Origin of the sequence: Pseudomonas fitomaticsae, assembly GCF_021018765.1 — a bacterium.
GTDB classification, from domain to species: domain Bacteria; phylum Pseudomonadota; class Gammaproteobacteria; order Pseudomonadales; family Pseudomonadaceae; genus Aquipseudomonas; species Aquipseudomonas fitomaticsae.
Map to the genome: position 1 here is coordinate 5,998,955 of NZ_CP075567.1, position 14,789 is coordinate 6,013,743.

Annotated in this window: 10 protein-coding genes; all 10 read right to left on the bottom strand. The window is 56.1% G+C overall.

The window, feature by feature from the left end:
• Positions 1-15 precede the first annotated feature (15 nt).
• Positions 16-2,121 (bottom strand): elongation factor G, encoded by a 2,106-nt coding sequence (gene fusA / locus KJY40_RS27275; RefSeq protein ID WP_064599781.1) that lies wholly within the window; start codon positions 2,119-2,121, stop codon positions 16-18.
• Between the two features lie 30 nt (positions 2,122-2,151).
• Positions 2,152-2,625, bottom strand: a complete 474-nt coding sequence (gene rpsG, locus KJY40_RS27280; RefSeq protein ID WP_007957592.1) for a 30S ribosomal protein S7 — start codon at positions 2,623-2,625, stop codon at positions 2,152-2,154.
• A gap of 108 nt (positions 2,626-2,733) precedes the next feature.
• Complete coding sequence (gene rpsL, locus KJY40_RS27285; protein ID WP_003186084.1) at positions 2,734-3,105, bottom strand: 30S ribosomal protein S12; 372 nt, start codon at positions 3,103-3,105, stop codon at positions 2,734-2,736.
• A 199-nt stretch (positions 3,106-3,304) separates the two neighbouring features.
• Positions 3,305-7,504, bottom strand: a complete 4,200-nt coding sequence (gene rpoC / locus KJY40_RS27290; protein ID WP_230733808.1) for a DNA-directed RNA polymerase subunit beta' — start codon at positions 7,502-7,504, stop codon at positions 3,305-3,307.
• Positions 7,505-7,567: 63 nt separating this feature from the next.
• A complete protein-coding gene (gene rpoB / locus KJY40_RS27295; protein WP_007957595.1) occupies positions 7,568-11,641 on the bottom strand; it encodes a DNA-directed RNA polymerase subunit beta in 4,074 nt (1,357 codons plus the stop codon).
• Positions 11,642-11,861: 220 nt separating this feature from the next.
• The gene (rplL, locus tag KJY40_RS27300; RefSeq protein ID WP_007957596.1) at positions 11,862-12,227 is read right to left on the bottom strand and encodes a 50S ribosomal protein L7/L12; all 366 of its coding nucleotides are present in this window, start codon (positions 12,225-12,227) and stop codon (positions 11,862-11,864) included.
• 79 nt (positions 12,228-12,306) lie between these two features.
• On the bottom strand, positions 12,307-12,807 hold the full coding sequence (gene rplJ / locus KJY40_RS27305; protein WP_011336174.1) for a 50S ribosomal protein L10: 501 nt from the start codon (positions 12,805-12,807) through the stop codon (positions 12,307-12,309).
• 197 nt (positions 12,808-13,004) lie between these two features.
• Positions 13,005-13,700, bottom strand: a complete 696-nt coding sequence (gene rplA / locus KJY40_RS27310; RefSeq protein WP_011336175.1) for a 50S ribosomal protein L1 — start codon at positions 13,698-13,700, stop codon at positions 13,005-13,007.
• Positions 13,700-14,131 (bottom strand): 50S ribosomal protein L11, encoded by a 432-nt coding sequence (rplK, locus tag KJY40_RS27315; protein WP_003228756.1) that lies wholly within the window; start codon positions 14,129-14,131, stop codon positions 13,700-13,702. Before rplK ends, rplA begins: the two co-directional genes overlap by 1 nt.
• A 117-nt stretch (positions 14,132-14,248) precedes the next feature.
• A complete protein-coding gene (gene nusG / locus KJY40_RS27320) occupies positions 14,249-14,782 on the bottom strand; it encodes a transcription termination/antitermination protein NusG (protein WP_007957598.1) in 534 nt (177 codons plus the stop codon).
• Positions 14,783-14,789: the final 7 nt, after the last annotated feature.

A 14,789-nucleotide genomic window follows, 5' to 3' on the forward strand; every position in this document is an offset into this window, starting at 1 on the left:
CCTAAAGGGGCTGAATCAGCCTTGTTTTTTGGTAACGGATTCGACGATGTGCGACGGAGCCGTATCGTATTTTTTGAATTCCATAGAGTAGCTTGCGCGACCCTGGGACATGGAACGAACGTCGGTCGCATAACCGAACATCTCACCCAGTGGAACTTCGGCACGGATAACCTTGCCGGACACTGTGTCTTCCATACCCTGGATCATGCCGCGACGACGGTTAAGGTCGCCCATCACATCACCCATATAGTCTTCAGGCGTAACAACCTCTACCGCCATGATCGGCTCGAGCAACTCACCACCGCCCTTCTGGGCCAGTTGCTTGGTCGCCATGGAAGCAGCCACTTTAAACGCCATCTCGTTGGAGTCGACGTCGTGGTAAGAACCATCGAACACGGTAGCCTTCAGGCCGATCAGCGGATAGCCGGCAACAACGCCGTTCTTCATCTGCTCTTCGATACCCTTCTGGATAGCCGGGATGTATTCCTTAGGAACCACACCACCCACTACTTCGTTCAGGAATTGCAGACCTTCCTGACCTTCGTCAGCAGGAGCAAAGCGAATCCAGCAGTGACCGAACTGGCCACGACCGCCGGACTGACGAACGAACTTGCCTTCGATTTCGCAGTTCTTCGTGATGCGCTCACGGTACGAAACCTGCGGCTTGCCGATGTTGGCTTCGACGTTGAACTCACGACGCATCCGGTCAACCAGGATGTCCAGGTGCAACTCGCCCATGCCGGAGATGATCGTCTGACCAGTCTCTTCATCAGTTTTAACGCGGAAAGACGGGTCTTCCTGAGCAAGCTTGCCCAGAGCGATACCCATTTTTTCCTGGTCATCCTTGGTCTTAGGCTCTACGGCAACCGAAATAACCGGCTCCGGGAAGTCCATGCGAACCAGGATGATTGGCTTGTCAGCATTGCAGAGGGTTTCACCAGTGGTGACGTCCTTCATGCCGATCAGGGCCGCGATGTCGCCAGCGCGCACTTCCTTGATCTCTTCACGGGCGTTTGCGTGCATTTGCACCATACGACCCACGCGCTCTTTCTTGCCTTTAACCGAGTTGATAACGCCGTCGCCGGAGTTCAACACGCCCGAGTAAACGCGGACGAAGGTCAAGGTACCCACGAATGGGTCGGTAGCGATCTTGAACGCCAGGGCCGCGAACGGCTCGTCGTCGCTTGCATGACGCTCCATCTCTTCTTCCTCGTTATCAGGGTTGGAACCCTTGATAGCAGGAATATCGGTCGGAGCAGGCAGGAAGTCGATAACGGCGTCGAGAACCAGGGGAACACCCTTGTTCTTGAACGAAGAACCGCAAACAGCCAGAACGATTTCGCCAGCGATAGTACGTGCACGCAGAGCAGCCTTGATCTCTTCGATCGACAGCTCTTCGCCTTCCAGGTACTTGTTCATCAGCTCTTCGCTGGCTTCGGCGGCAGCTTCAACCATGTTGTTGCGCCACTCTTCAGCCAACTCAAGCATGTCCGCAGGGATTTCCTTGCGAACTGGAACCATACCCTTGTCAGAGTCGTTCCAGTAGACAGCTTGCATGTTGATCAGGTCGATCTGGCCCTGGAAGTTGTCTTCCGAACCAATAGCCAACTGGATCGGCACCGGAGTGTGACCCAGACGCTGCTTGATCTGACCGATCACGCGCAGGAAGTTGGCACCAGCACGGTCCATCTTGTTTACGTAAACAAGACGAGGAACGCCGTACTTGTTGGCCTGACGCCATACGGTTTCCGACTGAGGCTCAACGCCCGAAGTACCGCAGAACACAACGACAGCGCCGTCGAGTACGCGCAGGGAACGCTCTACTTCAATGGTGAAGTCTACGTGGCCCGGGGTATCGATTACGTTGAAGCGATGCTCGTGTGGGTACTGCTTCTCGGAACCTTTCCAGAAGGCGGTAATGGCAGCAGAAGTAATGGTAATACCACGCTCCTGCTCCTGAACCATCCAGTCTGTGGTCGCGGCGCCGTCATGCACCTCGCCCATTTTGTGACTTTTGCCAGTGTAAAAAAGGACGCGCTCGGTGGTGGTGGTTTTACCAGCATCCACGTGTGCGACGATACCGATGTTACGGTAGCGACTAATCGGAGTAGTACGAGCCATAAAGCCCTCGCAAAATTAGTGAAGCTAAAATTAGAAGCGGTAGTGCGAGAAAGCTTTGTTGGCTTCGGCCATACGGTGCACGTCTTCACGCTTCTTAACAGCAGCACCTTTACCTTCAGCAGCATCCAGCAGCTCGCCAGCCAAACGCAGAGCCATAGACTTCTCGCCGCGCTTGCGGGCGAAGTCTACCAACCAGCGCATTGCCAGAGCGTTACGACGGGACGGACGAACCTCGACCGGAACCTGGTAAGTAGCACCACCAACGCGGCGCGACTTCACTTCGACCAGCGGAGCGATGGCGTCGAGTGCTTTTTCGAAGAGTTCCAGGGGATCGGTGCCGGTCTTGCGAGCCGCAACGGTTTCCAGGGCACCATAAACGATACGCTCGGCAACGGCTTTCTTGCCGCTTTCCATAACGTGGTTCATGAATTTGGCGAGGATTTGGCTTCCGTATTTCGGATCGTCCAGAATCTCACGCTTTGCTGCTACGCGACGTCTTGGCATTGATAAGCCCTCAAACGGTCTTCAGGTTAGCTCGGGACAGATCCAGAGGATGCGCGCCCGACCTTACTCTTATCGACTCAATAAAATGAAAATCTGCAAAACGGCCGATTACTTCGGACGCTTGGTACCGTACTTCGAACGACCCTGGTTACGGCCTTTAACGCCGGAAGTATCCAAGGAGCCGCGAACGGTGTGGTAACGAACACCTGGCAAGTCTTTTACACGACCGCCGCGGATCAGTACCACGCTGTGCTCTTGCAGGTTGTGGCCTTCACCACCGATGTACGAGGAAACCTCGAAACCGTTGGTCAGACGCACACGGCATACTTTACGCAGTGCCGAGTTAGGTTTTTTCGGCGTAGTGGTGTACACACGGGTGCACACGCCACGACGTTGCGGGCAGTTCTGCAGCGCAGGTACGTCGGATTTCTCGACGATACGCTTACGCGGCTGACGTACCAGCTGGTTGATAGTTGCCATCTACTAGCTCCACTGTTGTCTTGCAAGAAAAGCAAAATGGCAGGAACGAATTCCCGCCAAATTTAGGGGATCAAGAGTCTAAAGAGGATCTTGTCCCCAGTCAAGGCAAGGCCCCGACCTCCCCGCCCGCCGAACCTAGACAAAATGTCTCGATTCGATGAACGGTTCGATCAGGGCCTCAGCTCATTTTTCGCAGAACTCAGTTACCGCTCGAGTTCAGCGCTTCGGTCAGTGCAGCTTCCACTTCACTGGCGCTTACGCGCAACGGTTTGTCCGCATCACGACGACGCTTGCGCTCGCTGTGATAAGCCAGACCGGTACCAGCCGGGATCAGACGACCCACGACCACGTTTTCTTTCAGGCCGCGCAGATAATCGCGCTTGCCGGTTACGGCCGCTTCGGTCAGCACGCGAGTGGTTTCCTGGAAGGAAGCCGCCGAGATGAACGATTCGGTCGACAACGACGCCTTGGTGATACCCAGCAGAACGCGGGTGAACTTGGAGACAAACTTGTCTTCCGCGTTCAGACGCTCGTTCTCTACCAGTACGTGAGTCAGTTCCATCTGGTCGCCCTTGATGAAGCTGGAGTCGCCGGACTCGGAGATCTCAACTTTACGCAGCATCTGACGCAGGATGGTCTCGATGTGCTTGTCGTTGATCTTCACGCCTTGCAGACGGTAAACGTCCTGGATCTCGTTGACGATGTACTTGGCCAGCGCGCTCACACCCAGCAGACGCAGGATGTCGTGCGGATCGCTCGGACCGTCGGAGATAACTTCGCCGCGGTTTACCTGTTCGCCTTCGAACACGTTCAGGTGACGCCACTTCGGAATCAGCTCTTCGTACGGATCGCTACCGTCGTTCGGAGTGATGACCAGACGGCGCTTGCCTTTGGTCTCTTTACCGAACGCGATGGTGCCGCTGACTTCAGCCAGAATCGATGCTTCTTTCGGACGACGGGCCTCGAACAGGTCGGCAACACGCGGCAGACCACCGGTGATGTCACGGGTTTTCGAAGTTTCTTGCGGGATACGAGCGATAACATCACCGATCGCGATCTTCGCACCGTCCGCAACACCGACCAGGGCGTTGGCTGGCAGGAAGTACTGAGCGATAACGTCAGTGCCTGGCAGCAACAGATCCTTACCGTTGTCGTCGACCATCTTCACAGCAGGACGGATGTCCTTGCCGGCAGCTGGACGATCTTTCGGATCGAGCACTTCAATGTTGGTCATACCGGTCAATTCGTCAGTCTGACGCTTGATCGTGATGCCTTCTTCCATGCCCACGTAGGTCACGGTACCTTTCATTTCGGTAACGATCGGGTGAGTGTGCGGATCCCACTTGGCCACGATGGCGCCAGCGTCGACCTTGTCACCTTCTTTAACCGAAATCACAGCACCGTACGGCAGCTTGTAACGCTCACGCTCACGACCGAAGTCGTCAGCAATTGCCAGCTCACCGGAACGGGACACGGCAACCAGGTTGCCATCCACACGCTCAACGTGTTTCAGGTTGTGCAGACGGACGGTACCGCCATTCTTCACCTGAACGCTGTCGGCTGCGGAAGTACGGCTTGCCGCACCACCGATGTGGAACGTACGCATCGTCAGCTGGGTACCCGGCTCACCGATGGACTGGGCAGCGATAACGCCGACCGACTCACCGATGTTCACCTGGTGACCACGAGCCAGGTCACGGCCGTAGCACTTGGCGCAAATGCCGTAGCGGGTTTCGCAGCTGATCGGCGAACGCACGATCACTTCGTCGATGCTGTTCAGCTCGATGAACTCGACCCACTTCTCGTCTACCAGAGTGCCGGCAGGAACGATGACGTCCTCGGTACCCGGCTTGAATACGTCACGGGCAATGACACGACCCAATACGCGCTCACCCAACGGCTCTACAACGTCACCGCCTTCAATGTGCGGAGTCATCACCAGGCCATGCTCGGTGCCGCAATCGATCTCGGTCACGACCAGATCCTGCGCCACGTCTACCAGACGACGAGTCAGGTAACCGGAGTTCGCAGTTTTCAACGCGGTATCCGCCAGACCTTTACGAGCACCGTGAGTCGAGATGAAGTACTGGAGTACGCTCAGACCTTCACGGAAGTTCGCAGTAATCGGCGTTTCAATGATGGAACCGTCCGGCTTGGCCATCAGACCACGCATACCGGCCAGCTGACGAATCTGTGCTGCGGAACCCCGCGCACCCGAGTCAGCCATCATGTACATCGAGTTGAAAGACTCTTGATCGACTTCGACGCCGTGACGGTCGATGACTTTCTCTTTCGAGAGGTTGGCCATCATCGCCTTGGAGACTTCGTCGTTCGCTTTCGACCAGAGGTCGATCACTTTGTTGTACTTCTCGCCCTGGGTTACCAGGCCGGAGGCGTACTGGCTCTCGATCTCTTTCACTTCGTCGGTGGCAGCACCGATGATGCGGGCTTTTTCATCCGGGATAACGAAGTCGTTAACACCGATGGAAACGCCGGAAATGGTCGAGTAGGCAAAACCGGTGTACATCAACTGGTCAGCGAAGATCACGGTCTCTTTCAGACCAACCACGCGGTAGCACTGGTTGATCAGCTTGGAGATCGCCTTTTTCTTCATCGGCAGGTTGACGACGTCAAACGACAGACCTTTCGGCACAACCTGGAACAGCAGCGCACGGCCGACAGTGGTGTCGACAATACGGGTGTTGTTCACGCTGTTGCCGTCACGATCGTTCACGGTTTCGTTGATACGAACCTTGATCTTGGCGTGCAGTGCGGCTTCGCCGGCACGGAACACACGGTCAACTTCCTGCAGATCCGCGAACACACGACCTTCGCCCTTGGCGTTGATCGCTTCACGAGTCATGTAGTACAGACCCAATACAACGTCCTGCGACGGAACGATGATTGGCTCACCGTTGGCTGGCGAAAGAATGTTGTTGGTCGACATCATCAACGCACGCGCTTCGAGCTGGGCTTCCAGCGTCAGCGGTACGTGCACGGCCATTTGGTCGCCGTCGAAGTCGGCGTTGTACGCGGCGCAGACCAGAGGGTGCAGCTGGATAGCCTTGCCTTCGATCAATACCGGTTCAAACGCCTGGATACCCAGACGGTGAAGGGTCGGTGCACGGTTGAGAAGAACCGGGTGTTCGCGAATCACTTCAGCGAGAACGTCCCAAACCTCTGGCAGTTCGCGCTCGACCATTTTCTTGGCCGCTTTGATGGTGGTCGCCAGACCACGCATTTCCAGCTTGCCGAAAATGAACGGCTTGAACAGCTCGAGAGCCATTTTCTTCGGCAGACCGCACTGGTGCAGACGCAGGGTCGGGCCTACGGTAATTACCGAACGACCGGAGTAGTCAACACGCTTACCGAGCAAGTTCTGACGGAAACGACCCTGCTTACCCTTGATCATGTCAGCCAGGGATTTCAGAGGACGCTTGTTCGAACCGGTAATAGCGCGGCCACGGCGACCGTTGTCGAGCAGTGCATCGACAGCTTCCTGCAACATACGCTTTTCGTTGCGCACGATGATGTCAGGAGCGGACAGATCCAGCAGGCGCTTCAAACGGTTGTTACGGTTGATCACTCGACGATACAGATCGTTGAGGTCGGAAGTCGCGAAACGACCGCCATCCAGCGGGACCAGTGGACGCAGATCTGGCGGCAGAACCGGCAGAACGGTCAGCACCATCCACTCTGGCAGGTTGCCGGAACCCTGGAAGGCTTCCATCAACTTCAGACGCTTGGACAGCTTCTTGATCTTGGTTTCGGAGTTGGTTTGCGGAATCTCTTCACGCAGACGGCCAATCTCGTGTTCCAGGTCGATAGCGTGCAGCAGTTCACGGACAGCTTCGGCACCCATGCGGGCGTCGAAATCGTCACCGAACTCTTCCAGCGCTTCGAAGTACTGCTCATCGTTCAGCAGCTGACCTTTTTCAAGGGTGGTCATGCCCGGATCGATAACGACATAGCTCTCGAAGTAGAGAACGCGTTCGATATCACGCAGGGTCATGTCCATCAGCAGGCCGATACGGGACGGCAGCGATTTCAGGAACCAGATGTGGGCAACCGGCGAAGCCAGTTCGATGTGCGCCATGCGCTCACGACGAACCTTGGCCAGTGCAACTTCAACGCCGCACTTCTCGCAGATAACACCACGGTGCTTCAAGCGCTTGTACTTACCGCACAGGCACTCGTAATCCTTTACCGGGCCAAAGATCTTGGCGCAGAACAGACCGTCACGCTCAGGTTTGAACGTACGGTAGTTAATGGTTTCCGGCTTTTTAACTTCACCGAACGACCACGAGCGGATCATCTCAGGCGAGGCCAATCCGATACGGATGGCGTCGAACTCTTCGACTTGACCCTGGTTTTTCAGCAAATTCAGTAGGTCTTTCAAGGCCTTTCCTCCTGGCGGAGCAGAGAGCGGGCAATCCTGCCCCGCTCTCGATCGCGTCACGTGTTATTCGGTTTCCAGATCGATATCGATGCCGAGGGAACGAATTTCCTTGATCAACACGTTGAAGGACTCGGGCATGCCCGGCTCCATACGGTGATCGCCGTCCACGATGTTTTTGTACATCTTGGTCCGGCCGTTCACATCGTCCGACTTCACTGTGAGCATTTCTTGCAGAGTGTAAGCAGCACCGTATGCTTCCAGTGCCCAGACCTCCATCTCCCCGAAACGCTGACCACCGAACTGCGCCTTACCACCCAGCGGCTGCTGGGTAACCAGGCTGTACGAACCGGTAGAACGCGCGTGCATCTTGTCGTCTACCAAGTGGTTCAGCTTCAGCATGTACATGTAGCCAACGGTAACTGGACGCTCGAACTTGTTGCCGGTACGGCCGTCGGTCAGCTGCATCTGGCCGCTTTCTGGCAGGTCTGCCAGTTTCAGCATGGCCTTGATTTCGCTTTCCTTGGCACCGTCGAACACTGGAGTGGCCATAGGAACACCACCACGCAGGTTCTTCGCCAGATCCAGGATTTCCTGATCGGAGAAGCTGTCCAGATCTTCGTTACGACCGCCGATCTGGTTGTAGATCTCGTCCAGGAAGGTACGCAGCTCAGCGACTTTGCGCTGTTCTTCGACCATCCGGTTGATCTTCTCGCCCAGACCTTTGGCCGCGAGGCCCAGGTGGGTTTCAAGGATCTGACCAACGTTCATACGCGAAGGTACGCCCAGCGGGTTGAGGACCACGTCGACCGGGGTGCCATTGGCATCGTGCGGCATGTCTTCAACCGGCATGATCACGGAGACCACACCTTTGTTACCGTGACGACCGGCCATCTTGTCGCCCGGCTGGATGCGACGACGGATTGCCAGGTAAACCTTGACGATCTTCAGCACGCCTGGAGCCAGGTCATCGCCCTGCTGCAGTTTGCGCTTCTTGTCTTCGAACTTGTCGTCCAGCAGACGGCGACGATCAACGATGTAGGCCTGAGCCTTCTCGAGCTGCTCGTTCAGAGCATCTTCAGCCATGCGCAGTTTGAACCACTGACCATGCTCAAGACCGTCGAGTACTTCGTCGGTGATGTCCTGACCTTTCTTCAGGCCCGCGCCGCCTTCAGCCTTGTGGCCTACCAGAGCGGAACGCAGACGCTCGAAGGTCGCGCCTTCAACGATGCGGAACTCTTCGTTCAGATCCTTGCGGATCTCGTCCAGCTGGGACTTCTCGATCGACAGTGCACGAGCATCACGCTCAACGCCGTCACGAGTGAAGACCTGTACGTCGATGACAGTACCTTTGGTGCCGGTTGGCACGCGCAGGGAGGTGTCTTTAACGTCGCTGGCTTTTTCACCGAAGATCGCACGCAGCAGTTTTTCTTCCGGAGTCAGCTGGGTCTCGCCTTTCGGAGTGACCTTGCCTACCAGGATGTCGCCTGCGCCGACTTCAGCACCTACGTAAACGATACCGGCTTCGTCCAGCTTGTTCAGTGCAGCTTCACCCACGTTCGGGATGTCCGCAGTGATTTCCTCTGGGCCAAGCTTGGTGTCACGGGCCACACAGGTCAGTTCCTGAATGTGGATCGTGGTGAAGCGGTCTTCCTGAACCACACGCTCGGACAGGCAGATGGAGTCTTCGAAGTTGAAGCCGTTCCATGCCATGAACGCGATGCGCATGTTCTGACCCAGAGCCAGTTCACCCATGTCGGTGGACGGGCCGTCGGCCATGATGTCGCTACGCTGAACGCGATCACCCTTGCTCACCAGCGGACGCTGGTTGATGCAGGTGTTCTGGTTCGAGCGGGTGTATTTGGTCAGGTTGTAGATGTCGACACCAGCTTCGCCGGTTTCAACTTCGTCATCGGCAACACGAACCACGATACGGCTGGCATCAACGGAATCGATCACGCCGCCACGACGAGCCACGACGCAAACGCCGGAGTCGCGAGCCACGTTACGCTCCATGCCGGTACCTACCAGCGGCTTGTCAGCGCGCAGGGTTGGTACAGCTTGACGCTGCATGTTCGAACCCATCAACGCACGGTTGGCGTCGTCGTGCTCGAGGAACGGAATCAGCGACGCTGCAACCGAAACTACCTGCTTCGGCGAAACGTCCATCAAGGTAACGTCTTCCGGCGCCTTGACGGTGAATTCGTTCAGGTGACGTACAGCTACCAGTTCGTCGATCAGGACTTTCTGCTCGTTCATGGTCGCCGAAGCCTGCGCGATCACGTGATCGGCTTCTTCAATGGCGGACAGGAACACGATGTCGTCGGTGACCACACCCTCTTTCACCACGCGGTACGGGCTCTCGAGGAAGCCGTACTGGTTGGTGCGAGCGTAAGCAGCCAGGGAGTTGATCAGACCGATGTTCGGACCTTCCGGCGTTTCAATCGGGCAGACACGACCGTAGTGAGTCGGGTGTACGTCACGGACTTCGAAGCCCGCGCGCTCACGAGTCAGACCGCCAGGGCCGAGTGCAGAGACACGACGCTTGTGGGTGATCTCGGACAGCGGGTTGTTCTGGTCCATGAACTGCGACAGCTGGCTGGAACCGAAGAACTCTTTCACCGCCGCAGCCACTGGCTTGGCGTTGATCAGGTCTTGCGGCATCAGGCCTTCGCTTTCAGCCATCGACAGACGCTCTTTGACCGCACGCTCAACACGTACCAGGCCAACGCGGAACTGGTTCTCGGCCATTTCGCCTACGCAGCGAACACGACGGTTACCCAGGTGGTCGATGTCGTCGACGATGCCTTTACCGTTACGGATGTCGACCAGAGTCTTCAGTACCGCGACGATGTCTTCCTTGCACAGCACGCCCGAACCTTCGATCTCGGTACGACCGATACGACGGTTGAACTTCATCCGGCCGACCGCAGACAGGTCATAGCGCTCAGGGCTGAAGAACAGGTTGTTGAACAGGGTCTCGGCAGCGTCTTTGGTTGGCGGCTCGCCTGGACGCATCATGCGATAGATCTCGACCAGCGCTTCCAATTGGTTGCTGGTGGAGTCGATCTTCAGCGTGTCGGAAACGAACGGACCGCAGTCGATGTCGTTGGTGTACAGAGTTTCGATGCGTACGACGCCGGCCTTGGCGATTTTCGCCAGGATTTCGGTCGACAGCTCGGTGTTGCACTCTGCCAGGATCTCACCGGTAGCCGGATGCACGATCGCCTTGGCGGTCGTACGACCCAGAACGTAATCCAGAGGCACGTCCAGCTCTTTGATCCCGGCTTTTTCCAGCTGGTTGATGTGGCGGGCAGTAATACGACGGCCCTGCTCGACGATCACCTTGCCTTTGTCGTCCTGGATGTCGAGAACCGCAACTTCACCACGCAGGCGCTGAGGCACCAGCTCCAGGCTCAGGCCTTCGCCTTTCACGTGGAATACGTTGGTGGTGTAGAACGCGTCCAGCACTTCCTCGGTGGTATAACCGAGCGCGCGCAGCAGTACCGAGGCCGGCAGCTTGCGACGACGGTCGATACGCACGAATACGCAGTCTTTCGGGTCGAACTCGAAGTCCAGCCACGAACCGCGGTAAGGAATGATGCGCGCGGAGTACAGCAGTTTGCCGGAGCTGTGCGTCTTGCCACGGTCGTGGTCGAAGAACACGCCCGGGGAACGGTGCAGCTGGGAAACGATAACACGCTCGGTACCGTTGATTACGAAGGTACCGTTCTCAGTCATCAATGGGATTTCACCCATGTAGACTTCTTGCTCTTTGATGTCCTTGATCGCTTTGTTCGACGATTCTTTGTCGAAAATGATCAGGCGCACTTTTACCCGCAAAGGTACGGCGAAAGTTACACCGCGCAATACGCATTCTTTGACATCAAATGCCGGTTCGCCCAGGCGATAACCGACGTACTCCAGCGCAGCATTGCCGGAGTAGCTGATGATCGGGAAAACGGATTTGAAGGCCGCATGCAGGCCCACGTCGCGGAACTGATCTTTAGTCGCTCCCGCTTGCAAGAATTCACGATACGAATCCAGCTGGATGGCCAGGAGGTAAGGCACATCCATGACGTCCGGCAACTTGCTAAAGTCCTTGCGGATACGTTTTTTCTCAGTATATGAGTAAGCCATCAGCGTTCCCCAGCTTGGTCACCTGCTTGTTTGGCCCCTCCCGACGGGAGCAGCCAGAAAATCGTGCAAACCCCATGGTTTGCGCCACCACATCGGGTGGTTACAGCTCGTTATCGACACCGACCCAGTCGGCTGCCAATAACGGAAAAAGGCCGGTGGCAAGAGCCACCAGCCATCAGCCTGTCGCTTGACGCTCGGGCTGGAGGAGCAAAGTCGATGCTTACTTCAGCTCGACTTTAGCGCCTGCTTCTTCCAGCTTCTTCTTAGCGTCTTCAGCAGCTTCTTTCGAAACGCCTTCAGCTACAACCTGAGGAGCGCCGTCGACTTTCTCTTTGGCTTCTTTCAGGCCCAGACCGGTCAGTTCACGAACTGCCTTGATCACGTTTACTTTCTTCTCGCCGGCTTCAACCAGAACAACGTTGAACTCGGTTTGCTCTTCAACAACAGCGGCAGCAGCAGCTGGACCAGCAGCAGCAACAGCAGCGGTCACGCCGAAGGTTTCTTCCATTGCTTTGATCAGCTCAACAACTTCCAGAACGGTTTTCTGGCCGATTGCTTCGATGATTTGTTCGTTAGTCAGAGACATGACTCAATTCCTGATTTGGTGGACAGCCTGTACGGCCGTCGAAATAAACAAAAATACGCGAGATTGGAAACGCTCAGCCTCAGGCTGCAGCAGCTTCTTTCTGATCGCGAATTGCCGCCAGAGTACGAGCCAGCTTGCTGGTAGCGCCTTGAATCACGCTCATCAGTTTCGCAATAGCTTCGTCGCGAGTTGGCAGGCTTGCCAGCACGTCGATCTCATTCGCTGCGAGGAACTTGCCCTCGAACGAAGCTGCCTTGATCTCGAACTTATCCTGACCCTTGGCAAATTCCTTGAACAGGCGAGCAGCAGCGCCCGGGTGTTCGTTGGAGAATGCGATCAGGGTCGGGCCGGTGAACGCGTCGTTCAGCACTTCGTACGAAGTGCCAGCAACAGCGCGTTTGAGCAGGGTGTTACGTACAACACGTACGTAAACGCCAGCTTCACGAGCCTCTTTACGGAGTCCGGTCATTGCGCCTACTGTTACGCCACGGGCATCAACCACGACAGCGGACAGAGCGACTTTGGCAGCCTCGTTGACTTCAGCGACGATGGCCTTCTTGTCTTCGAGATTAATTGCCACGGGTTTAACTCCTGCTTGTTACCGTTTCATTCGATCGAAACCGAATGTCGTTTTGGTGTCTGATTCGGTAAGGAACCGGGAGCACCATCTGCGTAGGCTTGAGGTTTAAGACTTGCGTCGCCTACGGTCTTGGATAGCCCCCGCCAGGCAGGGACCCCAATCTTTCAATTGGCACAGTCAACTGCGCCAATTTTGTCTTACGCGTCCAGCGAGCTCTGATCGATAACCAGACCTGGGCCCATAGTGGTGCTCAGGGTAACGCGCTTGACGTAGATACCTTTCGAGGAAGCTGGCTTGATACGCTTCAGATCAGCGATCAGAGCTTCAACGTTTTCCTTCAGCTTGACGGCATCGAAGCCGATCTTGCCAACGGAAGTGTGGATAATGCCGTTTTTGTCGGTGCGATAACGAACCTGACCAGCCTTGGCGTTCTTAACCGCGGTAGCTACGTCTGGAGTTACAGTGCCGACTTTCGGGTTAGGCATCAGACCACGTGGACCAAGGATCTGACCCAGCTGACCTACAACGCGCATTGCATCCGGGGACGCGATCACTACGTCATAGTTCAGGTCGCCGCCTTTCATTTCGGCAGCCAGCTCATCCATACCTACACGGTCAGCGCCGGCAGCCAGAGCGGCCTCAGCAGCTGGACCCTGGGTGAACACAGCAACGCGAACGGTCTTGCCAGTGCCGTGTGGCAGCACAGTAGCGCTACGAACGACCTGGTCGGATTTACGCGGGTCTACGCCCAGGTTTACAGCTACGTCGAACGACTCGACGAATTTGGCAGCTGGCAGCGAAGCCAGCAGAGTTGCGGCCTCTTCGAAGTTGTAGGACTTGCCCGCTTCGATTTTTTCAGCGATAGCCTTTTGGCGCTTGGTCAGCTTAGCCATTACACACCCTCCACGTTAAGGCCCATGCTACGAGCAGAACCGGCGATAGTGCGCACGGCTGCATCCATATCAGCTGCAGTCAGATCCGCGTTTTTGGTTTTCGCGATTTCTTCCAGCTGAGCACGGGTAACAGTGCCAACCTTAACGGTGTTCGGACGAGCGGAACCGCTGGTCAGACCGGCCGCCTTCTTCAGCAGAACCGAAGCAGGGGTGGATTTGGTTTCGAAAGTGAAGCTACGGTCGCTGTAGACAGTGATGATCACTGGAGTCGGCAGACCAGCTTCCAGACCCTGGGTACGGGCGTTGAAAGCCTTGCAGAATTCCATGATGTTCACGCCGTGCTGACCCAGAGCAGGACCAACAGGTGGGCTTGGGTTAGCCTGAGCGGCCTTCACTTGCAGCTTGATGTAAGCGGTAATCTTCTTGGCCATGAGGCACTCCAATTACGGGTTCGAACGCCTCGAAAGGCTCCCCGGTTACTTGCGCGTTTATCCCAGTGACGACAAAACCCCACAGCCTAGGGCTGCGGGGTTGGGATGCTTGCTCAGCTAGACCTTTTCGACCTGACTGAACTCCAACTCTACCGGAGTAGAGCGTCCGAAAATGAGCACTGCCACTTGGATCCGGCTCTTTTCGTAGTTAACTTCTTCAACCACACCGTTAAAGTCAGCGAACGGACCGTCATTGACTCGAACGGTTTCACCTGGCTCAAACAACGTCTTCGGCTTCGGCTTGTCGCTACCGTCGGCGACGCGACGCAGAATCGCCTCAGCTTCTTTATCGGTGATTGGTGCTGGTTTATCAGCAGTACCGCCGATAAAACCCATCACCCGAGGAGTATCCTTGACCAAGTGCCAAGTACCCTCGTTCATATCCATCTGAACCAGCACATAACCTGGGAAGAATTTGCGCTCGCTTTTGCGTTTCTGGCCATTACGCATTTCAACCACTTCTTCAGTGGGAACCAGAATTTCGCCGAAGCCATCTTCCATGCCAGCCAGCTTTACACGCTCGATCAACGAACGCATGACATGCTTCTCGTAACCCGAGTAAGCATGCACAACGTACCAACGCTTAGCCACGGGACAC

What these genes read in the sequence shown, in the direction of transcription:
- fusA (WP_064599781.1), bottom strand. Translation starts at nt 2,121, where the DNA reads ATGGCTCGTACTACTCCGATTAGTCGCTACCGTAACATCGGTATCGTC.
- rpsG (WP_007957592.1), bottom strand. Translation starts at nt 2,625, where the DNA reads ATGCCAAGACGTCGCGTAGCAGCAAAGCGTGAGATTCTGGACGATCCG.
- rpsL (WP_003186084.1), bottom strand. Translation starts at nt 3,105, where the DNA reads ATGGCAACTATCAACCAGCTGGTACGTCAGCCGCGTAAGCGTATCGTC.
- rpoB (WP_007957595.1), bottom strand. Translation starts at nt 11,641, where the DNA reads ATGGCTTACTCATATACTGAGAAAAAACGTATCCGCAAGGACTTTAGC.
- rplL (WP_007957596.1), bottom strand. Translation starts at nt 12,227, where the DNA reads ATGTCTCTGACTAACGAACAAATCATCGAAGCAATCGGCCAGAAAACC.
- rplA (WP_011336175.1), bottom strand. Translation starts at nt 13,700, where the DNA reads ATGGCTAAGCTGACCAAGCGCCAAAAGGCTATCGCTGAAAAAATCGAA.
- rplK (WP_003228756.1), bottom strand. Translation starts at nt 14,131, where the DNA reads ATGGCCAAGAAGATTACCGCTTACATCAAGCTGCAAGTGAAGGCCGCT.